This window comes from Kitasatospora sp. cg17-2 (assembly GCF_054031055.1).
Window position 1 is genome coordinate 1 of record NZ_CM132923.1, and the last position, 22,296, is coordinate 22,296.

General features: G+C 72.2%; 13 protein-coding genes. 3 read left to right on the forward strand and 10 right to left on the reverse strand.

All coding sequences use genetic code 11. The features are described 5' to 3' along the window. The first annotated feature begins 1,906 nt into the window (after positions 1-1,906). Together ACW14Y_RS00005 and ACW14Y_RS00010 are read left to right on the forward strand one after the other, a co-directional pair. Complete coding sequence (locus ACW14Y_RS00005) at positions 1,907-2,485, forward strand: YncE family protein (RefSeq protein WP_456985396.1); 579 nt, start codon at positions 1,907-1,909, stop codon at positions 2,483-2,485. A gap of 297 nt (positions 2,486-2,782) precedes the next feature. Beyond that, a complete protein-coding gene (locus ACW14Y_RS00010) occupies positions 2,783-3,697 on the forward strand; it encodes an RICIN domain-containing protein (RefSeq protein WP_456985397.1) in 915 nt (304 codons plus the stop codon). A gap of 477 nt (positions 3,698-4,174) precedes the next feature. On the opposite strand, the gene ACW14Y_RS00015 is transcribed toward ACW14Y_RS00010, so the two are convergent. The 10 genes from ACW14Y_RS00015 to ACW14Y_RS00060 form a co-directional block, all read right to left on the reverse strand. Continuing rightward, positions 4,175-6,493, reverse strand: coding sequence for a Helicase associated domain protein (locus ACW14Y_RS00015; RefSeq protein WP_456988393.1), 2,319 nt, complete (start codon positions 6,491-6,493; stop codon positions 4,175-4,177). Then, positions 6,379-9,657 (reverse strand): AAA family ATPase, encoded by a 3,279-nt coding sequence (locus tag ACW14Y_RS00020; protein ID WP_456985398.1) that lies wholly within the window; start codon positions 9,655-9,657, stop codon positions 6,379-6,381. Before ACW14Y_RS00020 ends, ACW14Y_RS00015 begins: the two co-directional genes overlap by 115 nt. Further along, positions 9,657-10,820 (reverse strand): exonuclease SbcCD subunit D, encoded by a 1,164-nt coding sequence (locus ACW14Y_RS00025; RefSeq protein WP_456985389.1) that lies wholly within the window; start codon positions 10,818-10,820, stop codon positions 9,657-9,659. The genes ACW14Y_RS00020 and ACW14Y_RS00025 overlap by 1 nt, the downstream gene beginning before the upstream one ends. A gap of 396 nt (positions 10,821-11,216) precedes the next feature. Next, positions 11,217-12,713, reverse strand: a complete 1,497-nt coding sequence (locus ACW14Y_RS00030; protein ID WP_456985399.1) for an ATP-dependent nuclease — start codon at positions 12,711-12,713, stop codon at positions 11,217-11,219. A 685-nt stretch (positions 12,714-13,398) separates the two neighbouring features. Continuing rightward, positions 13,399-14,097, reverse strand: a complete 699-nt coding sequence (locus ACW14Y_RS00035) for a helix-turn-helix domain containing protein (protein WP_456985400.1) — start codon at positions 14,095-14,097, stop codon at positions 13,399-13,401. Between the two features lie 853 nt (positions 14,098-14,950). Next, entirely contained in the window at positions 14,951-16,318 is a 1,368-nt protein-coding gene (locus ACW14Y_RS00040) for a hypothetical protein (protein WP_456985401.1), read from the reverse strand. Between the two features lie 7 nt (positions 16,319-16,325). Then, positions 16,326-16,952: a DNA-binding protein gene (locus ACW14Y_RS00045; RefSeq protein ID WP_456985402.1), complete on the reverse strand. Its 627-nt coding sequence runs from the start codon at positions 16,950-16,952 to the stop codon at positions 16,326-16,328. A gap of 285 nt (positions 16,953-17,237) precedes the next feature. Next, entirely contained in the window at positions 17,238-18,227 is a 990-nt protein-coding gene (locus tag ACW14Y_RS00050; RefSeq protein ID WP_456985403.1) for a hypothetical protein, read from the reverse strand. A 118-nt stretch (positions 18,228-18,345) separates the two neighbouring features. Beyond that, on the reverse strand, positions 18,346-19,101 hold the full coding sequence (locus ACW14Y_RS00055) for an AAA family ATPase (protein WP_456985384.1): 756 nt from the start codon (positions 19,099-19,101) through the stop codon (positions 18,346-18,348). Continuing rightward, on the reverse strand, positions 19,098-20,648 hold the full coding sequence (locus ACW14Y_RS00060) for a transposase (RefSeq protein ID WP_456988395.1): 1,551 nt from the start codon (positions 20,646-20,648) through the stop codon (positions 19,098-19,100). The genes ACW14Y_RS00055 and ACW14Y_RS00060 overlap by 4 nt, the downstream gene beginning before the upstream one ends. 926 nt (positions 20,649-21,574) lie before the next feature. On the opposite strand from ACW14Y_RS00060, the gene ACW14Y_RS00065 reads away from it, so the two are divergent. Then, a complete protein-coding gene (locus ACW14Y_RS00065) occupies positions 21,575-22,276 on the forward strand; it encodes a hypothetical protein (protein WP_456985383.1) in 702 nt (233 codons plus the stop codon). The last annotated feature ends 20 nt before the right edge of the window (positions 22,277-22,296 follow it).

Sequence of the window (22,296 nt, forward strand, 5' to 3'; positions counted from 1 at the left end):
CTCGGCGTTGACGATGTGTCGCGGACTTCCGGTATCAGTCACACCCTCCCCTCCCGGCCCCTCCCCCTGCACCGGCCGATGGCCGGTCCACTGGTTACTGGGCTGGCAGCCCATCCGGTACCCTGGGGCAGGGCCTGCGGCCCTCGGGGGCCTCGAGACCAGCCGGTCCCGGCTCGAGCCTCCCGGCTCCCGGCGGTGGGCCTCTGCCGCCCTGGCGGCCATCCCCTGACGGCCCCTCAACCACAGACTCGGCCGGGAACCCGAGGCGAATCCGGCAGCGTTTCACCGGCTTCCGCACAGCCCTATCCCACCGGTTCCACGGCGGGCGTCGGAGGAGAACAGACAACCTCGCGGTGACCATCCTTCTACGGATCTATCAGGCCGCACTCGCGACGGGAATCCGAATACCCTCCCTCCCTTTTCGGCGGCAATCCGAAACCCTTCCTTGGCGCAGCGGCAGGGAATCGAATTCAGGCACCCAGAAAAAGGGCCTACGGCCCTCCATGCCGACACGGCGACCGCCCTTCCAGACCGCCCAGGAAATCCCGCACAGCATCACCCAACACCATTCCCGAAGCAGCGACACTCGTTCGAACTGGAAGTTCCCGACTGGCCTACATGCGGCATCCTCAAGATTCGAACAAAATTCGCCAAGATCCAGAAGTCGGCGCGGAGGCTGTCCCCTTTAGCACGATTACGCAGTGGGTGGGCTCGGGGAGTCCCCCGCCAGCCCGAACCAACCACCACGCAGGAGACCCGACATGACGCAGCCCGACCCCTGGAAGCGACGCCGCAAGCCCCGTCGCTGGCCCACCAGCCAATCCCTCGTCAACCGCGCACTGCTCGGCGCCGCTTCCGCCGCTTTGCTGCCCTGCCTCTCACTCTCCTCCTCCAGTGGCTCACCACCCGCTGAACCCTAGGGCACGCCACCTGGACACCCCGCGACAGCGCCACCTTCGCAACGAGCACGGCGACACCAGCTGGCACCCGAAGCCCCGCCCCGTCACCCCACATCGACCACCTCCCGAGCCCGCGCCACACAGCACTCGCCGATGTCCCACACCGTGGCCAACACGTGAAGATTTGACACCCCAGCAATCTCCCAAAAAATCGAACACTCCCACTGGGCCGCCCCAAGTCTGCAAGTTCAATCTGCCTTCATGCCGCTACAGAAATCCGCTCCGCAAAATAGCCGAACGGAGCTATCAGAGGAATTCACCCCGGATACGGGCCCGACAATGCCGCGCCGACCCCGTCGGCGGCCGACACGTCCCGCCACCCCGCAAATAACAACACACAGTCACCAAACCCCGCCCCGCACACCTACTCCGCCATCACCCCGACAGGAACGACCAAAGGTCCAGACAACTCGCTGATAGAGGCCATATCGTGCCCACAACGGCCAACAGGTCACACCCAGCGGCCTTCGCCGGGTGGAGCTTGGCGTGCAGCACGCGGTCCTCCCACCAGAGGTCATCCGGGGTGGAGACCAGCGCAGCCATCTGCTCGCGCCTGGTCGGGGCGGGCAGCATCAGCGGGCCCAAGTCCTTGACGGCGCGGTCCTGTTCGCATTGCGGGCACTCCAGCCGGTCCGGCGGCCTTCTCCCGCAGCTCCGGCTTCGAGCCCTACTTCCCACCGATCGAGCCCCGGCACGTCCAGCACGGGCGCAGCTCGGCGTTCGCCGCCCGGGCCGCCTCCAGCCGCGCCTGGGCCTCCCGCTCCAGGCGCTCCTCGCGGTCCTGGTGGCAGGGCCAGCAGCGGCCACCCGGGGCTTGTGCTGGAGGGTTCACCCAGTGGGGTACGAGGTCCTACCAATTTCGTGGAACGTGCCCTGCTGCCTCTTGTTGATCTTTACGCTGGCGACTGCGCCGATGCACCATGTGTCGGCGGGGAGGGGAGCCGGTCGTGACGGATCTGCGGACGTACCACTACTACGCCCTGCACGAGGCGGACTGGAGTACGAGTGAGTACTGGGCCGTGTCGGCGATCTCCCCGGAGTCGGGCGAGGTGCTGGGCACGCTGACCAGCCGCAACGCGGTCGGAGGCGGGCTGGGGCGGGGCTTCCTGTGCCCGAACTCCCAGGGCACCCACCTGTACGTGGGCCTGAACGACGGCGTCCACCTGGTGGAGACGGACACCCTCACCGAAGTGCTGGACGAGGAGGTGGACCGCGGCACCGGGCAGCTGCTGGACGAGCCGGTGTGGGACGCGGTCATCGACCAGCGGCGCGAGCGGCTCTACGTCGCGGTCGGCACCGGTGACATCGTCGAGATCGACACCACCACCAACACCGTGCTGCGCCGACTGAAGAACGAGGACGTCTACACGAGTATCGCGGTCTCCCCGGACGGCACGCGGCTGTACGCGGGCAGCTCCGACGGCGCGCCCACGGTGAAGGTGCTGGACCTGGCCGACGGGACGGTGACCGCCACCGTCGAGCTGGCCGGTTTCGCGTACGGGAAGCCGGGGTCAGGGTCGTGCTGAGCGAGGACGGAACGCTGCTCTACACCTTCAACAGCTACCGCGAGAACTCCCTGGCCGCGGTGGACACCGCCACGCTGAAGGTGGTGGCCCGAGGGAGCGGGTACACCGCAGCAGTGTGCCCCAGCGGGGACGGGCAGCGCGTCTACGCCGCCATCGGCCCCAGGTACCGCTACGAGGGTGTCGTCCTGGCGGCGCGGACCCTGGAGAAGCTCGGGACCTTCCCCGTGACCGCGGAAGGGGAGCAGTCGGTGCCGGAGGTCGGCGCGATGACGGCCTTACCCCGACGGCGCGGTGTGCGTGGGCACCGTCGGCGGGTTCGTCATCGCCACCCCCGCGGGCGACGGCCAGTGGGAGCACCAGCACGTCACGGCCTCGGGCTCCAAGTGCACCGCAATGGTGGCGGCGGCAACCACCCGCTACCGCGACCCGGTACCCGCGCGGCCCGCCCGCACGGTCGGCGTGATCAAGAAGAGCGCGCCGGCCTACTTCCACCGCGTCGAGTCCGGCCAGATGGCCGAGAACCTCTACGCCGTCAACTTCGAGCCCGGTGAGCGGCTGCCGGAGACCACCGACGTGGTGCAGGGCCGCTACGAACGAGGGGCCCACACGACCGGGTGGGGGGTCTCCTCCAGGGGGGTGGTGGCCAACTACATCTGGTACCCGATGCCCTTCTTCGGCGGCCGCTACAAGTACTTCTACTACGTGCCGTTCTGGGGCATCTACATCGACGGCGACGACATCACCTGGGACGACGCGGCCAGCGCCGCCATCCCCACCCAAGCCGCCCTAGTCGCCCGACACAGCGGCAAGCTCGTCGAGATCGCCGGCACCGGCGCCGAAGGCCTCGCCGACGGAGCCAGGGCGCAGCAGTGGGAGCGCCGCGACGCCGACAACCAGCGGTTCACCTTCGAGAAGGTGGAGGGCGGCTTCTACCGGATCACCGCCCGGCACAGCGGCAAGGTCCTGGAAGTCGCCGACGCCAGCACCGACAACGGTGCCGCCGTGCGGCAGTGGGAGTGGAGCGGCGGCGCCCACCAGCAGTGGCGCCCCGAGCCGGTCGGCGACGGCTGGTACCGCCTGGTCGCCCGCCACAGCGACAAGGTCCTGCAGATCGCCCTCGGCAACGACGGCACACGCAACGGCGCGCCGGTCCGCCAGCAGGAGTGGAGCAACGCCGACCACCAGAAGTTCCGCCTCGACCCCCAGATCTGAACACCACGCTCCGGCAAGGCCATCGCCCTGCCGGAGCCCGCGGTTCAAAACGGGATCGCTCACCAGCACCTACCGATATCGCCCATGCGACAAGTCGTCCACCGCAGGTCAGCGACCGACCCGGACAACCCGGTCAGGCCTCGATGAGACAACCCTCACCCGTCAAACCCCGGCGAGACCCGCCAATCACACCCGACCGGTAACCGACCACGCTCCCAGCCCTGTCCCAGCACCAACGCGCACCGCCTCCACCGGTCCTGCACGGTCCTCGTCCCTGCCCGAGCCGGCACCGGCCCCACCCGCCGCTGGCAGCCGGCCCCTGCTCCTCGAACACGGCTCGGCAGACCGCGTGTGGCACACGTACTGCGCGTACCAGGACACCTTCGGCTGCTGGGTGGTGGTCACTCGTCTCCTTCCAGGGAGCGGGCCGTCCCGGCCCGGGGTGGGCCGGGACAGCGGGCGTTGGTCAGGGGCGGGTCAGCCCGCGACGGTCTCGGCGTGCCGGGTGAGCGCGTCCAGGAGCGCGGCCTGGTGGTCGGTCAGCTTGCCCTCGGTGCGGGCCTTGTCCTGCTTGCGCAGCCAGGTGCCGGGGCGGAACGTCAGGTCGTCGCCAAGGCCGGTGCGGTTCGCCGGGCCGTCCAGGGTGCCGCCGGCGGCGAGGTAGGCGAGCAGGCGGCGGTACGACCTGTTCCAGTCCGGCTCCAGGCGCCACAGCTCGTCCAGGCCGTCGAGCTTCGCCACCTGGTCGCCAGTGAGGTTGTCGGCCTTGCGCTGGCGGCGCATCCACGCGCCCACCGCGTAGCCGTCCAGCTTGGCGGTGGCGGGGACCGCGAGGTGGCCGTGCTGGTGGTGGAAGGCGGCGGCGTAGGCGTGACCGCGTTCCCAGGCGTTGGCGTTCTTCGACCAGATCATGCCCAGCGCGTCCAGCTCGGACACCCGGACCGGGTCGAGCAGGTGCTGGCCGTTCAGGTGGCGCTGGCGGGCGAGCCAGGAGATCAGCTCGGCGTGCTCGGTCTTGTCGGTGGGGTCGAGGTGGCCGTGCTCGATGTGGAACCGGGCGGCGACGGCGTGCATGCGCTGCCACTCGACCGCGCGCGGGTTGAACGCGCGCAGCTTGACGGTCTGGAGGATCCGGGCGGCGTGCTGGCGGGCGTTGATCTTCAGCCACTCGATCGGCGACTCGGCCGGGGCCGGCTGCTGCTCCCCCTCGCCGCCGGGCTCGGCGGCCTTGCCCTCGGCCGGCTTGGCCGCGGTGGTGTGCGCGGTGCCCTGCGAGCGTGCGCCGCGCAGTTCGGTGATCCGGCCGACCACCCGGGCGTCGTGCGCGGCCAGGGCGCGCAGGACCCGCCAGATCGTGCGGAACGAGCTGGCCTCGATCTCGGTGTCGGCCTCGGCCTTCACGGCTTCGCCGGCGTCGTGGACCTCGGCCGGGTCCGCGGTGGCGGTGTCGTCGCCGACCTCCGGCGTCGGGAGGTAGACCGGGATGACGACCCAGGAGACCTTGCCCTGGCGGTAGGACTGGCGCAGCGCGCGGCCGACGGCCTGGACGATGTCGATGACCGAGCTCTTGGGGTCGGCGAAGCAGATGGCGTCCACGGCGGCGACGTCGATGCCCTCGGTCAGGAGTCGGCTGTTGCAGAGGATGCCACACTCCTCGCCGTCCTCGCCGGTGTGGGCCTTGAACTCGGTGAACGCGGCCCGGCGGTCCTTGAGGCGGTCGGTGCCGGCCACCGCCTTCGCCCAGATCCGCTCCGGGCGCTCCGCGTCCTCGAGCAGCTCCGAGGTCTCCAGCAGGGTGTTCGCGAACTCTCGGGCCGCGCTGACGCGGGAGTGGAAGGTGATGACGCGGCGCAGGCCGAGGTCGGCGACCGCGCGCAGCACCGCGATCTGCAGGGCCAGGCGCAGCAGTTCCTCGTTGCTGCGCTGGGAGCGCAGGTCGGCGACGGCCGGGAGGTTGAGGAGCTCGCGCAGGTCCTCGTCGGTGACGACGGGGACCAGGACGCGGTAGTCGGCGAGGTAGCCGTGCTCGATCCCCTGTCCGAGGGTCCAGGTGAACACGGTCCTGCCGTAGATGCTCTCGTCGTCCATGGAGCACAGTGCGGGCAGCGCCTGGCCGTCGGCGTTCGTGAGGTCGGCCAGGCCGTCCTTCGCGCGCCGGTCGTCGGCGATCCGCGGGGTCGCGGTGAAGTACAGCCGGCGCTTCGCCGGGACCTGGTCGTCGGCGTGGACGGCCGCCCACGCCTTCCCTTCGGCGCCGGCCGTACGGTGCGCCTCGTCGATCACCACCAGGTCCCACTGCGCCAGGCCGAAGTCGCGGTGGGCCTGGACGATGCGCTCCAGGCTCGCGTAGGTGGCGTACACGGTCGCCGGCTCGCCGGGCTTCGCGGCGGCGACCAGGTCCGCGATCCGCGGCGCCTGCGTCGACACCTCCGCACGCACCCGCCCGCCCGCCTCCGCGCTCTCCAGCGCCTCCTCGCGCGAGCACGCCGCCACCGCCAGCCCGCGGCGACCGCCCCGCAGCGACCACGCCTCGGCGGTCTGCTCCAACAGCTCGATCGTCGGCACCAGCACCAGCACCCGCCCCCGCGCCGCCAGACGCCGGGCGCAGCCGGCCGCAATGAGGGTCTTGCCGGAGCCGGTCGCGGCCACGACGGTGGCGCGGCCGCCGTCGCGAACCTCCTTCACCGCGGCCGCCACCGCGTCTTTCTGGAACCAGTGCAGCGGCAAGGGGTTGAGCGCCCCGGTCGGCTGCTGCGGGACCGGCTGCCCGGCGTCGGCGCGGAACGCGGCCGGCACATCGGCCTCGGTGGTGGTCTCCACGGCGGTGCTTCTCCTTCGCGGGCTGGGACGGCGGGTGGCCCGCTTGACGACGGGACGAGACGTCGACCGCCCCGATCGGTGTGGGGGTCTCGCCTCGTCCTATCGTGTAGGAAGGTCAGAAGGCCGGGGCGGTGGCCATGGCCTTCACGGTCGAGCCGTCCTGGCTCTTGCGGACCTGCATCTGACTGGGGATGCGCCGTCGCAGATCCGCGACGTGGCTGACCACCCCGACGGTGCGGCTGTAGGAGCGCAGTTCGTCGAGCACGTCGAGGACCTCGTCGAGGGTGTCGTCGTCGAGGCTGCCGAAGCCCTCGTCGATGAACAGGGTGTCGAGCGCTGCCGCCGCCGGCCTCCTGGGCAACCACGTCCGCCAGGCCCAGGGCCAGCGCGAGCGAGGCGAAGAAGGACTCGCCGCCGGACAGGGTGGTGGTGTCGCGGGTCTGGCCCGTCCACTGGTCGAGGATCTCCAGGCCGAGGCCGGAACGGCCGCGTCCACTGGTGCGCGCGTCTGTGTGGGACAGCGCGTAGCGGTGGGAGGACATGCGTTCCAGACGGGTGTTGGCCGCCCGCGCCACCTCCTCCAGCCTGGCTGCCAGGACGTAGGCTTCCAGGTGCATGCGGTACTGGTTGTCGCCCGAGGTGCCTGCGGCCAGCTCCGCCAGGTGTTTGGCGACGTGGTGCTCCTCCAGCAGTGGGGCCAGGCGGGCGATGTGCCGGGTGAGGTCGTCGATGTGGCAGACCAGCGCCTCGCTGCGGGCGCGGCTGGCGCTCTCGGCGATCGCCGCCGCTTGCGCGCGGTCGGCGGCGGCCGTCAGCGCCGCCTCGGCGGCCTGCTCGTCGGCTGGTTCCGTGGCGGCGGCCTGTGTGAGGTCCGGGTCCTCGAGTGTCGCCGCGTGGGTGGCCTGGGCGGTCCGCCAGGCGTCCAGTTCGCTTTCCATCGCTGCCAGTTCGGCGCCGGGGATCATGGCCTGGCGGGCGGCCTCGGCGGTGGCGAATCCCGCGGCGGTGATCTCGGTCGAGGCGGCACGGTGCGCGCGGTCCAGGCTCACCGCGCTCGCCGCGACCTGTTGGATCGCCGCCCGCGCCACCGCGATCGCCTTGGCCTCGGCGATGAGTCCGGCGCTGCGGGCGGCGATCGTCGGGGACCCGGCCAGAGCGTCGGCCAGGCGCTGGGTCAGGATCTCCTGTTCGGTGTTCTGGGTCTCCTGGCGGCCCATGTAGTCGCCGATGCGGCGGCCCAAGGCGGTGAGTTCGGTTGTCCGGGTCGTGTGCGTCTCGTCGAAGGCGCGCAGTTCCTCGGTGGCGGGAACGGCGTCGGCGGCAGTGGCCAGGAGGCCCTTGTGGGTTTCCTGGGCGGCGAGGTGGCGCTGCTGCAGCTCTGCCGTGGCCTGCCCGTCGGCCAGTTCCTCGGCCGCACCGGCCTCGGCCGTGAGCCGCACCAGGTCCTGTTCGGCGTCCTTGCAGGCCTGGTCGGCCTGCTGATATGCCTGCTCCGCGCGGGCCTCGTCCGCTCGGCTCGGGTGATCGGCGGCAGCCGTCGCCGGCCGGGGATGGACGGGCGAACCGCAGACCAGACAGGGCTCCTGGGGACGCAGCCGGGCAGCGAGTTCGCCGGCCATGCCGTCGATGCGCCGGTCCCGGATCTCTCGCGCGTGCGCGGCGCTGCGCACGACGGCGTCCGTCAGCTCGTCGACGCCGGCCTGGGCCCGGGCCACCTCGGTGGCCAGTTCGTCGCGGCGGCGGGCCGCCGCGAGTTGCTGCTGGAGGGCGGGCAGGGTGGCGGCGAGACTGTCTGCCTGGAGCTGAGCCAGGTGGGCGCGCTCGATCCGCGCGGTGTGCTCGGCGCGGCGGGCGTCCGCTTGGCCGAGCCAGGCCGTGATCTCGTCGTGGTCGGTCTGGGCTTCGTCGAGTTCGGCTTCGAGCGTGGCGAGGGAGGCCGCCAGTTCGTCGAAGCGCCGTTCGTCGTGGCGCAGGGCGTCGAGGCGGCCCAGCTCGTTCTTCAACTGGTCCTCGGCGGCGGTGAGGTTCTCCTCAGTGTCCTCGCGCCGCGGTTCGGGCAGTCGCGTCCTGGCTTGGGCTTCTGCCTCGCGGGCCTGTTCGTGGTCACGGTCCGCGTCGTCGAGGGCCCGGACGAGGGGCCGGACCCGCTCGGCGCTGCGACCGCGTTCCAGGTCCGCCTGCAGGCTCTCGAAGTCCGATGCCTGCGCCTGCAGGGCCGTGAGGGCCTGGGCGGTGGTGCGGTGGCGCAGCTGACGCTCCGCCAGGACGCGGACCTGTGCGGTGTGGCTCTCCTGGATCCGGTGATGGGCTCGGGCGTCCCGCAGTGCGCCGGCGGCGGCCTGCTGGGCCTGGGCGGCGCCGTCGTGCACGGCCCGCGCCCAGGCGAGTGCGGCGGGGTGGGCGGCGTCGATGCTGTCCTGGGTGGGGGTTGGTTCCTCGACCGGGTCGGTGATCGCGGCGCCGGCGGTGTCCTGGATGCGGTCGATGTCGCGCAGGACGGCGCGGCGGGCGTCGTCGCAGTGTTGACCGCTCTCCTTGGCGTGGTCGGTGAGCCAGCGTTGGATGGTGCGGAAGCGGTGGGTGCCGAAGAGGCGGCCCAGGACGGTGGCGCGCTCCTCGGCCTTGGCGCGCAGGAACTTCGCGAAGTCGCCCTGTGGCAGCAGGACGACTTGGCAGAACTGCTCGCGGTTCATGCCCAGCAGGGCTTCGACCTCGCGGGCGACCTCCTGGTGGGCGGCGGTGACGGGCCTCCACAGGGGCCGGCCGAGGCTGTCGTCGCCGTCTTGTTCCTCCAGCCGGGCCTTGGCCTGGGAACGCGTGGTGCCGCTCCCGTCGCGTCGGGCGCGTTCCTGCTGAGGGGTTCGCACGATTCGCAGGCGCCGCCCCGCCATGCTGAACTCCACCTCAACCTGGGTGGGTGTGGCGGGGTCGGCGTGGTGGCTGCGCAGCGCCGTCTGGTGCCGCTCCCCCGGCACGTTGCCGTAGAGGGCGAAGCAGACGGCGTCGAAGACGGTGGACTTCCCCGCGCCGGTGGCGCCGTGCAGGAGGAACAGCCCTCCTTGGGAGAGGGTGTCGAAGTCGATGCTCTGCCGGGTACGGAAGGGGCCGAAGGCCTGCAGGACGAGGGTGTGCAGGCGCATCAGCGGGCTTCCTTCTCGGTGTCGTCGTGGCGGGCGAACTCGACTGCCCGGCGCAGCAGGTCGTGTTCGGCCGGGGTGGGAGCGAGGCCGCCCCGGACGTGGTCGACGAACCCGGCGGTGATCTCGAGCGGGGTGCGGTGCCGGGTGCGTTCGGTGTAGGTAGCGCTGTCGCGGGGGCCGCCGTCCTCGGGAAGGAAGGTGAGCTGGACCGTGTGGGGGAAGCGAGTGCGTAGGCGGTCCATTGCGTTGATGGGGCGCTGTGGGTCGGTCAGGACGACGTGCAGCCACGCGTCGTGCAGGTGGTCGTGCTGGTGGTCGTCGAGGAGGTCGTCGAGGTGCCCGGTGAGGGTGGCCAGGGGCCGGGGGCAAGGGCAGGGGACGGCCTCGGTGGTGAGGTTGGCGTCGGCGTCGAGGTCGACGAGCCAGGTGGTCTTGGCGTAGTCGGCCTCGGAGAAGGAGTAGGCGAGGGGGGAACCGCTGTAGCGGATGCGGTCGGTGACCTTCTGCGGGCGGTGGAGGTGGCCGAGGGCGACGTAGTCGATGCCCTCGAAGACGGCGGCGCCGACGGTCGGGATCCCGCCGGCGGTGATGTCGCGTTCGCTGTCGCTGGTGCGGCCCCCGGTGACGAAGGCGTGCGCGAGGACGACGGAGCGGGTGCCCGCCGGGCGGGCGGCGAGGTCGGCCCGCACCCGGTCCATCGCCGCGTCCAGGACGGCCTCGTGGGTGGGCTTGTCGGCTGCCATCTCCTCGCGGGTCAGGAACGGTTCGAGGTAGGGCAGACCGTACAAGGCGACCGGTCCGTGCGCGTCGTGCAGCACAGCGGGTGTGTGGCAGGTGGCGGGGTCGGTGCGCAGGTGGATGCCGGCCCGTTCGATCAGGCGGGACGTGACGCCGAGGCGCTGGGGCGAGTCGTGGTTGCCGCTGATCATGACGACGGGGACCCGCAGGTCGGCCAGGCTGTTGAGCGCGTGGTCGAAGAGGGCGACGGCGTCCAGGGACGGGATGGCCCGGTCGTAGACGTCGCCGGCGACCAGGACCGCGTCCACCTCCCGTTCGCGCGCGACGGTCAGCAGGTGGTCGAGGAAGGCACGTTGGGCATCGATGAGGGACTCTCGGTAGAACGTGCGCCCGAGGTGCCAATCCGAGGTGTGGAGCAATCGCATGGTCGCTGACCGTAACCGTTCGGGTGTGGGGTGCGGGCCGGTTTCGGTGTTCTGGCCCGCATTGGTGATCTGTGGGAACCGTTGGATGTCAGATGCCGTACCGGCGGCGGCAAGGGAGTGAGCGGTGGGCCCGGGGGCGAGAGATTGTCAGTGCGGCGGGAAAGAATAAGGACAGAGAGGGGGAGAGATGACTTCCGAGCAAGGCTCTTTGCGTAGCGGTTTCCCTGCTCCGAACGGGTGCCGGTGGTGTGGCATCGACGAGCGGGTCCACGCACGGCAGTGGGTGGAGGAGGCGGGCTGGCACGCCTGGGCCTCCCCGACCAGTGAACAACGCAAGGCCCGGATGACGGCGCGGCGCACCGCCCGGCTCCGGCAGGACGCGCCGTCAGGAAATGATCAGCCCGCACTCGCCCGCAAAGCCGCGAATACTTCCCTCAACTGCGACGGCACGTCTGCGGCGGAGCCCAAGGACGTGGCCAGCTCGTAAACCATTTCGGGTTTACCGTCCGGACTCGTGCGGCCCTGATCCTTAATCATGCCAAGAATGTCCTTGCTGAATTTCCGGCCGCCACGGTGCGCCTTGAAGTCCGTGGCCTCCCAATGCTGCTGGCCGTCGGGGCGCGGCCACTTGCGGTTGGCCACTTGGGCCCACTGCTCGTCCTCGAAGAGCTCCTCGAGTTCGTTGAAGCCCGTCGCCTCGCCGACGAACGAGACCTGCCGCGCGGGATCGAGGCCGAACTGGCGCAGCCGGTCGTCCCTGAAGAACTTGGCGACGTTGCGGCTGTCGGCATCGACGAGCAACATGACGGTGCGGCGCTGGCCGGCGAGGTAGCGGGCGAGGTGCAGGGCTCCTTCGTTGTTGTTGCAGGCCCACAGGGCAATACCCGCCGCCTGCAGGGACAGGCCCTGTGCGAGGCGGAAGAGCACCGGGATCGCCTGCTGCTCCGTGGGGCCTTCGACGGCGAGGAAGCAGCGCTCGTGGAGCAGGACGGAGTTGCGCAGGCCCAGCGCGACGGCGATCTGCCCCAGGTGCAGGTCGATGCCTTCGTGCGTGTCCTCGGCGAGGCGTTCCATGACGGTGCGGCCCGCTTCCAGGCGCAGGTGGACGACGTCGGCGATGTCCACGCCGTCGATGAGGTTCATCGAGTGGGTGGCCACGATGACGTTGACGGCATCCGTCGCGCACTGGCGGCGGATCAGGTCCATCACGGTCCGCTGGTGGGTGTAGTCCAGGTGGGTGTCGGGCTCGTCGTAGACGACGATCGTCTGGACGGGCGGCATGTCGTCCCCGTCCGGTTGGGGGCCCTCCAGCAGCCTGCTGGTCCACTCCCAGACCGCCAGGGCGATCCGGCGGTTGCTGCCCCGTCCGGACCTGGACAGATCGACCCGCTCGCCGCGGGCACGGGAGATGTGCAGATGCGCCTGCTTGAAACCGTGGGAAAAGGAGACCTCCGGCTCGACGGAGACGTCCACGAGATCCGGACAGTGTGCCTTGATGTGTTCGCACAGGTCGGCGGCGTCGTCCTTGACCAGCGCGGTGACCTCGGACTCGATCGTACGCAGGCGGCCCTGCAGCCCGTCGTCCTCGAGATGGGCCTGGTAGCTGCCGGCCAGTGCCGTGTGGACGGCCCGCTCCGGGCTCTCGTCCTTCCCGCTGAATGACAACAGCCGCGGCAGCCGTCGCGCCAACTGCTTGGGCAAGGATGCCCATTGGTCGACCTGCGGGGAGCGTGCCGCGTGTGCGGCCAGCGCCGCCTGCAGGTCGGCCTTGAGTCCCTTGCCCTCGGCCTGCAGTCCGAGGGCGAGAACCAGCTCCCTGAGCTCGGGTACGAGCAGCGAGTGGATGTCACGCAGCCTGGGGTCGGCCGGAATCCTGGCCCAGTACTCGAGCACGGGCGCGGCATCGCCCTCCACTCGGCGCCGTACCCTCAACTCCGGTGCGAAGCCCGCCTCCTGCTCGAAGTCGTCCAGGGCGAAGCGGCCTTCGACCCATGTCGAGGCACAGCGTCCCGGCTCGGCGACGCCGCGGCTCCGGTCGGGGTGACGTAGGTTCGGTCCTGTTCGGCCAGACGATGGCCGCCGAGGAGGAAGGCGAGGGCGGCGAGCACCGCGCTCTTCCCGCCGTCGTTGTGGTTACCAGGATCGTCGGCGAGCTGACGGGGATGTTCTTGAGCAGCGTCAGCGAGCGGAACCCGCTCACGGAGAAGTCCTTCAAGTGCACAGTCGCAGCCGCTCCGCTCTCCCCTGCCGCCTGCCGTACCGCAGGCAGCAACCATCGTGCGGCATGGGCTTTCTGAGGTCACATCCGCCGCAGGTGAACATCGTAGGCTCATCGGCGCGGCGCCGTGGCGCGGGCGGCGGAAGACCGGCGGGCCACCGTGGGGTGGGCGGAGCACGAAGGGCGCCGAACCCTGGGCGACACCGCTGTGGGTCCGTCCGTCAGGAGGCTGGCCGGGCCCGGCCGTTGAAGCGCACACCCCGGACCAGGGGCCGGGCGCTCGATCGGCTCCCCTTGCGCTCACCGGCCGACCGAACGCTCCCGGCCCGCGCAGGTGCGGCCGAGTCGGGGGCCCACCGACTACTCAGGGGTCCAGCCGCGGACCTCCAGGTAGCGGATGTCCGCGCCCTCGACCGCCCGGCCGGTCTCCACCAGCCACTCGCGCATCGCCTCGGTGACGTCCCCGTGGTGGTCGGCGACGCGCTGGGACCACTCGGCGGCGTCGAACCCGCCGGTGGAGGCGGAGCCGTAGGTGCGCTCCTCGGTGCCGTCCGCGCGCGGGAGGAAGCCGCGTCGGATGCCACCGGAGTCCTGCTCCGAGCCCGCGCCGTAGACGTACTGATCGGCCTTCATCCGGACGGTGAAGGCGAGGCGGCCGCCGGCCTGGCCGGTGGCGTGGACCACCGGCGCGAGGTGGGAGGCACCGGAGTTGATGGCCTGCTTGCCCGCGCGGCCGGCCATCGACTCGCCGGGCTTGCCGACGACGTCCTTGCCGCGCACCCGGGCCTTCTGGCCGGTCTTGGTGCGGCGGCGGGTGGTGTTCGCCTCCGCGATCCCGGACAGCACCTCCTCATCACGCTCGCCGCCGCGCACCGCACGGACCACCTGGCGCAGCGCGCCGACCATGCTGGCGCCCTTGCCCTTGGTGAAGAACTGCGAGACCAGGCTGGCGTCCCTGCCCAGCAGCTTGGCGACCTGGCGCTTGGTGTAGCCCTGGTCCAGCAACTCCTGGGTCAACCGGGCGGCCCCGTTCGGGTTGTTCGGGTCGGCCGGGCTCACTGGCCAGCTCCCTTCGCGGCGGCGGCGAGTTCGGCGCGGCCCAGGCCTCGCAGCTTGAGGTACTGCTCCTGGCTGACCGGGTGCTCCACCGGGCCGGTGAGGTGGCCCTTGAGGAGATAGTCGCCCGGTTCGCCCCGGTACGGCCAGGGCTGGCGCTCCGTCAGGGCGATGCCGTCGGTGCCGAAGTAGACGACCGTGCCGGGCTTGGCGTGCAGGGCACCTGCGTAGCCGATGACCTCCTTGCCCTGGCGGTACTTCATGTCCAGCAGTGCCGCCCTCGCCCCCGACCACACGTAGGCGGCCCACTCGGGGTGCGCGTACGGGTCGCGGGAGAAGCCAGCCTGCCGCTGCCAGGTGACCACCTGGTCGTCCTGGCCGAGGATCTCCACCCCGGCGGGGAGGGTCTCGCCGAGCGGGGTGGTGCCGGAGACCAGGCGCGGGCGCTGGGCGAAGCCGCCGAGGCCGAACAGCAGCACGGAGCGGACGGCGCGGGAGGCGAGGTAGGCGGCGGTGCGCTGGCGCTCGTCGCCGTGCAGCTTCGACAGGTTGGTCAGGTCCGCCCAGGCGGCCTTCAACCGCTTGCCCCACTCGTCGAGCGGCTTACTGTCCTCGAACAGCAGGCCGCCGAGGACCTCGATCCGCCACGGTGCGAGATGGTTCGACAGGGCGAGGTGGACCTCCGCGCCGCCCGCCCAGGTGGTGAAGGTAGTGCCCGGTGTGGCCGGGTAGATCCAGGCCCGGTCACCGGTGACGGGGGCGGGCAGCAGGCCGACGTGGTTCCACCCGGCCGGTACGGTGACGCGCACGTTCCAGTGCGAGCAGGACATCAGCGCCTTCGTCTGCTCGGCCTCGGTCATCGCGGCGAACGCGGCGGCGGTGATCCGGCGCGGGGTACCCACCGGGCTCTTCCACAGGTGCTTGGCGTAGGCGAAGGTGCGGTCGTACTCCACCAGGGCGGGCAGCCGCTCCGGCACGCGGGGCGGCAGGAGCAGCTCGGTGCGGCCCTGCCCGCCGGTGGCGTGCAGCAGGGCGCGCAGTTCCTCCGACAGGACCGGATAGCCCCCGGCCCACTTGCCGCTGGTCGGGATGGTGCGCGACCACAGGTCCCGGCCGGTCTGGCTGGGGAGCCCATCAGAACCGCGTCGTCCCAGTGGCGGCGCAGCGCCTGCCACAGCAGCGTGAACGCCTGGCGGCAGGTGACGACGTCGGCGCCGTCCGGGTCGAACCACTCCCCCATGCTCCGGATCTCGATGCTGCCGCTGTCCGGCGCGGCCGCCGGGGCGTAGCGGCCGACCGGCTGGCGCTGGTGGACGAAGTGCCCGGCGAGCCTGTCCCGGCCGCTCCCGACGGCGGTGGTCCACCGCTCGCTCGGAGCGTTCAGCCAGGCCGCGACCGCGTCCTTGAGCGTGCTGTAGCGCTCGGCGCCGTCGTGCCACGGGGCGCCGGCGGTGACGTAGACCCGCTCCGTACCGGGCGCGGCGTGCAGGACCGCGTCCAGGACCTCCCCGGGCATGCGGGCCCCGAGATCGACCCGGACGACCTGGTCGCGGACGGCGAGCATCCCGGCCGCCGCGTCCAGGAACACCGTCGCGCGGGACTGCTGCGTGAAGTTCGGACGCTTCGACACCAGCCCGGTCGTCACGGCCTCGAACCGGGCACCGGCCGGGCTTTCCGGAAGGGTGGGCAGCTCACGCGGACCGGCCTCGAGCACCGGGCGCGGCGCGGCAACAAAGCCGGCCTGTACGCCGGGTTCTGTCTCCTGCGGTTCCTGCACCGCAGGTGGAACAATCGGGGCAGCGAAGGCGGCGGTGGCCTGGTCGGCGACGTCGATCGGCGCCTCAGTCACCGGGGTGGCCGGGGCGGGCTGCTCGAGTACGGGGGCCGGGCGGGTCAGCGCCGGGGCGACCGCGACGGCGGGCTCGTCGACCGGCTCGGCCACGGATGCCGGGGCAGGCGCAGCGGCGGCGCGGACGGCGGCCGGGGTCGGGTCCAGCAGCGGGGCGATCCGTACCACGTCGCCGACCGACAACCCGGAGGCCTTCGCGACCGCTGCGGCCTGGGCGCCCTCGTACCCCGCGAGCCCGGCCACGCGGCGCGAGCGCTGGGCGGTGAGCTTGTCCAGCTCCTTCTGCGCGGCGGCGACCTGCTTCTCGGCGGCTGTGATCTCGGTGCGCAGCTCGCGCAGAGAGGCGAGCTCGGCGGTGTACGTCTTGCGGTCCATCAGCGGGTCACTCCTCCTCGGTGGTGGGCTGGTCGGTGGTGGTCGGGGTGGTGGTGACGTAGGCGATCGGGCCACCGGACAGCGAGGGCAGGCGGGTGCCGAGCAGCAGGCCCGCCAGGCGGGCGTCCTTGGGGTCGGTGGGGTCTGCGGCGTTCGCGGGGGCGGTGAGGTCGGTCAGGTAGCTTACCAGCCGCGCCTTCGGGAACCGGAACCGGCCCGCGGTGCCCGCGGTGCCGTCGGCCTCCCACTCGGTCAGGCCGGTCAGCACCGCGACGACGAACCCGGCCACCGTCACCGGCAGCACGGCGCCGGCCGCGACCCGGGCCGGGTCGCACCGCCACCAGCCCGACAGCGAGGCCAGCAGCTGCGCCTGGTCCAGGCCGGTGCCGAACCCGATCCACTGGCGGTCCGGCTCGTCCACCTTCGCCGGGGCGTCCGAGCGCAGCACCGCCACCTCCGGGGTGCCGAGCACGGTCAGGTCCGCGGCCTGGCGGGCCTGCAGCTGCTGGAGCGCGGCCAGCGGGAACACCTGCCGGCCCGTGTCGCGCACGCCGGGGACCGCGCCGGTGGCCATCAGCTTCCTCACCGTCGGGATCGAGCACCCCAGGGCCGTCCCGGCCTGACCGGTCGTCACGAACACACCACAACCTCCACGCCTATTTATCTAGCTTGAAACACTAGGGAGACCCTACGCCTCCACGCCGACACCGGTCCACGCCTTTTGAGTAAGTCGTACAAGCATGCCTCGGCGGGCGGCCCGCCCCGGTCTGTCGGTGCCGGGTGAGGCCGTGATCGGTCACCAACCCCGAAAAGGATGTCCGGGAGATGACGGGAATGCAGCAGGGGCCGTCCTGCCCGGCGCGGCCCTCGCCGGCGCCTGAGTCTGCCCACCCGATCCCGATGCTTGGGGCAGGTGCGATCAGGAAGGGATGTGGAGCCCGCACGCGGTGGCCACGGCGCTCAGGCGGTCCGCGCGGACCGTGGTGAACAGCCGGGCATCGGAGCCGGCGCCTTCCAGGCCGCGGTGGTGTGCGGCGGCAAGCAGGTAGGGACGGAGCGGGCGGGGGACGTGGAAGGCCCGCCGCATGCCGTGACGGCCGATACGCCCCGGACCGACCGAGATCACCGTCGGCAGGGACAGTGCGGAAGCATCGGGGGCGACGTCCTGCAGACGCACTCCGCGCAGACGATCCGGTGACGCGCCAGTGATCCAGGCGGCGGCCAGCGCCCCGGCCTGGACCGGGTGCGCGGCATGGCGGCGAATCCGCCTCAGGACCACGGCGGGAGGCAGGGCGGCGAAGGGGACGTCCCACCCCGGGATCAGGACCCGGCCCCTGACGCGGGACGGAGCGGCCGGGCAACACGGTGTGCAGACGGCGGGTTCGTGGAAGGCGTCACGGGCGGCGGCGAGGGTGTCGACGACACGGTGGTCGAGGCTGTTCAGCAGGAGTTCCAGTTCGCGCCCCGGGGCGGGGGTGTGCCAGACGAGGGTGAGGGCGGCACCGGTGGCGGTGTGCAGGTCCAGCAGGTAGTGCAGGTCGATGCGCAGGTGCGAGCGCAGCACGATCACGTGGCGTACGGCCTCGGTCCACATCCAGACCCGTACCGCATGCTCGGCCTGTACCTCCCGTGTCAGGCCCTGGGCCCGCAGCCCGGCCACAGACCGGCCGAGGGCGGTGAGGTGGTCGTGCAGGAGGACGGCTGTGCGGGCCGTTCCCACGGTGGGGTGGACGGTGATGGTTCCGGCCCGGGGCCGGTGGGCGGCCAGCGCGGCGGCGGTGAAGCGGGCGTCGTCGTCGCGGTCCAGTACCACCGTCACCGGCGGCAGGACGCGCCGCTGCGAAGCCGCCAGGACGGTTGCGGGGTCCAGCAGCAGGTCGACGGCCAGGTACCGCGCCGTCGATGCCACCTTCCCGGCAGGTGGCCGCGGCACTGCGGACAGTCGGCGTCGGCCACGCCCGCCGACGTGCCGGCACCTGTAGGGCTTCCCGGGCGGGGCGCGCCGTCCGGGGACGGCTGGCGGTGGTTCATAGCCGGCTGAAGGCCCAGCCGAGGACCTCGCGGTCCACCCGCTCGCGGCCGGTGCGCTCCAGGCCGAGGTGCACGTGCGCGGTCAGCTGGGCCCAGGCGCGGAAGTTGCCGTGGGCGGCGTGCTGGTCGGCGAAGGCGATCTCGGCCGGGTCGGCGTCGGCCCACACCGGGTGGAACAGCGGGATAACGGCCTGGACCTCCTCGGACGTGAGACGGGTGAAGTGCTGCCAGATGAAGATGCGCGAGGAGAGCATCGGCTCGCGGCGCAGCACCTGGTGGCAGCCTTCGCCGCCGACGAAGACGATGGCGAGCCGGGTGTAGGGGTCGTCCCAGAGGTAGCGGAAGTACTCGAAGGCCTCGCCGCCGAGCCACTGGGCCTCGTCGACGACGAGGGTGCGGGGTGTGCGGGCGAGGGCTTCGCGCAGCAGGGCGTCGAACTCGCTGGGGCCGCGGGGCGGGGTGCCGGGGAGGTCGAGGGCGGCGAAGAGCTCGTGGCGCACGGCGCGGGGGGTGGGGCGTACGCGGAAGGTGATGCGGCGGACGTCCTCGGCGGGGTCGAGGTCGCGCAGGCAGGTGTTGACGGCCAGGGTCTTGCCGAAGCCGGCGCCGCCGTGGACGCACATCATCGCGCGGGCGTCGATGGTGTCGGCGAGGTTGTCGCGGGCGGCGAGCAGGGCGCGGGTGGTGACGACCTGGGCGCCGGGCAGGCGCAGGTACTGGTCGCTGGCCTGGGGCGGGAGGAGTCCGGTCACAGGGTCTGCTTTCGGGTCGCTTCGGTGACGGGGCGGGCGGTGGTGAGCAGTCCTGGCGGGGTCCTCCAGTGCCCGGGCGGGGCGGTGGGCGGGACGAGGTCGGGCCGGGCGAGATCGGTCAGGTCGGTGTGGGTGGAGGTGGCCAGTTCGCAGCCGGCCTCGGCAGCGGTGAGGGCGTCCAGCGTTCGCGGGGCCTCGGGCCGGGTGGCGGCGGCGTAGCGCTCGTAGCGCTGGGCCTGGGCCTGTTCGAGGTCGCGTCTGAGGCGGCGGGTGCGGGCTGTGCGGGCGCGGCGGACCGCGGCGATCTGCTCGGGGGTGGCTTCGTCGGCGAGGTGGGCGGTGGCCAGGTGGCGGCCGGTGGTGGGGTCGAAGAGTTCGATCTCGTGCAGGTGGTGGGGCATGTGGCGCACCCTCACCCGGGTGCCGGTGCGGCCGGTCATCCACGGGGCGACGTAGTAGCGGTTCTTGAACTTCACGCCGCGACCGGTCACCGCCCGGGGCTCGGCGCGGTCGTCCTCGAGGGTGAACGTCCACAGGTCCCCGGGCGGGATGTCCCTCACCGGCGCGGCATCGTCCTGCCACGCCTGGAGCGGAGTCCTGCCCTTGAGCGGGGCCGGGCGGTGCTCGGTGTTCCACCACACCACCCAGGCGATCAGGCCGGTGGTGAACTCCTCGAAGGACAGCAGGCCGTGGCGGTCCGCGGGGCGGGGGCGGCGGCCCGGTCGGGGCTGGTGCACGTAGCCGGGCAGCGCGGCCAGGTGCATCCGCTCCACCGAACGGTTCAGCCCCTCCACCGTCCCCTTCAGGTGCGGGGTGTAGGCGGGCAGGTCCTCGACCTCGACCTTCAGCAGCTCGAAAGCGGCCATCACCGTGCGGGACAGGAAGTCGCGGCCCCGGTCCATGCGGACGGTTGCGGGCAGGCCGCCGACGGGGCCGTAGGGGTCGGTGCGCAGCACGGCGGAGCGCAGCGCGGCCAGGACGGATTCGCGGGAGGGCTGGCCGGGTGTCACGGCGCCGGCGATCGCGTTGGTCGCGCAGTCGACGTACCAGGTGATCCACGGCTGGCGGGCCCGGCCGTCGACGTCCACCAGCACGGGGGCCTGTTTGTGGTCGGTCTCCCACACGGCGTTGCGGTGCCCGCGCGGGCGGGTGAGGAACACGTCGTGCTTGCGGGCGGCCCGCTCTCCCGCCGCCAGGCCCGCCCGTTCCCCCGCGCTCAGGTCCCGCCGGATCGCCCGGTGCAGGGTGGGCAGCGACGGCGGGCGGCCGGGCGGGTCCTGTTGGGTGGCCAGGGCGGCCAGCTCGCGGTGGACCGCGGCGACGTTGCCCTTCCACAGGGCCAGCAGATGGCGGACCTCGGGTGTGACGGTGAAGCGGGTGCTGGTCCCGGCGCGGGAACCGGGGTCACGGGCCGCGGCCGGGTCGCGTTCGGCCGCGGCGAGCCAGCGCCACACCGTCCGCTCGGTCACCGCCAGGTGCTGGGCGGTCAGCCGGACCTGTCGGGCCGTCAGAGCGCGCTCCTGCCGCAGGGCCAGCAGACGGCGCACCGCCGGTCCGCGCAGAGCGGCCAGGGAAGCCGCGGGAAGAGCGGCACCGGCCGCCCCACCGGCGCCAGCAGCGCCGCGGGCGGCCCCGCCGGATCCGGGCTCGGGATTCGGGCGCTCGCTCACGCTCTCCTGCCTTCCTCCAAGCCGGGGTGAGGGCCTGCCCGGCCTTGTTTCACGTGGTGCGGCGGCGGTGCCGGCATTCGGGTCCGATGGGCCGGCGGTGGCGTCACAACGGGCCGGTGAGGCGGAGCAGTCGGCGCTCGACCACGGGGCGGGCCTGGCCGTAGACCTCCGCCGTCAGACGCGAGGCCACCTTCGCCCAGGTCCGGAAGTTGCCGTGCCCCAGACATTGCGTAGCCCTGGCGGGCGGGTTTGCCGTCCACCGCGCCGGTCGCGTTCACCACCGCCACACCGTCCGCACCGACACACCCACCGTGTCAGCCACCGCCCGCACATGCCGCGACGTCAGCTCACCAGCCGCCTGGCGCTCCACCGGACGCCGTACCACCAAAGCCCGGGGCAACCACCGCCCCACACCCCCACCGTTGTCACCCATGAACCAGATCCAAGCGGCACCGCCCCGCAGAGGGCATCAGATCTCTCGAACCCAGGACAGCGGCAGCCACGGTGAGATACAACCCCCACGACAGCGCCCGACCGCCGGAACTCTCACCCCCACGACAGCCAAACCCACCACCCCCGACCACCCACCCGACCAGCCCAAACCCGGCCCTCAGACCGGCGCCGCCATCAACCTCTCACCAGTACCGACACCAACCCGAGGAATCGCAGCCGGTGGTTGCGTGGGCGAGTGGCTTCCCGAGCACGTCGGCGGTGGCGGCCAGGGTGCCGCCCGTGGGTTCCGATTGCGTCCGCTCGCACCGGAGGGCTTGTCGGCCGGGGTGCGGAGGGTCACGCTGTGCGCCATGGGGGATACGTTCCGGCGCCGCGTTGTCGGCGTCCTGTGGGCCCTGGGGCGGTTCGTGACCGCGGCCCTGGCTCCGGTCGCCGCGGTGGTGGCCGGCTCGTGGGTGACGGCCGCGGTGTACCGGCACACCGCCGACGAGCTGTTCTACCTGGCCATGCTGGTCGTCGGACTGGCCGCCCTGACGGTCCATGTCACGGTCCTCTACTACGGCTCCGCTCGGGAGTCCCTCCCGCGGGGCGTCATGGCGGCCGCCGCGACCGCCGTGCTGCTGGGAGCGTCCGTCTACGGCACGGTCACCCCTGGCTGGACCGACGTGCAGGTGAGGCACGAGCGCGGGGTGGCGGTCACCGGCGTCGTGGAGCGGCGGTGGAGCCGGGGCTCCGACGACACCGGTGGCCTCGGGCCGCCCCCCAGCCACTACCTCACCGCCCGCGCCCCCGACGGGACCCGCTGGACCCTGGAGGCCGACCCCAGCGACAAGCACCTCGACGTCGGCCGCCAGGTGCTCTTCACCTACGACCCCCGCCACGAGGTCCGCCCCGCTCTCGGCCCCGTCCCCGGCGCACCGCCCTGGACCGTGCGGACGGCCGCCCTCTTCCTGCTCTGCGCCGGATCCCTCACCGCCGCGGCCGCCTGCGCACTCCCGGGCTCCCGCCGTCCGGAGCAGCAGCCGGAAGATCCCCGACCGACGCCCGAGTGATCCCGACCGGCACGGTCGAG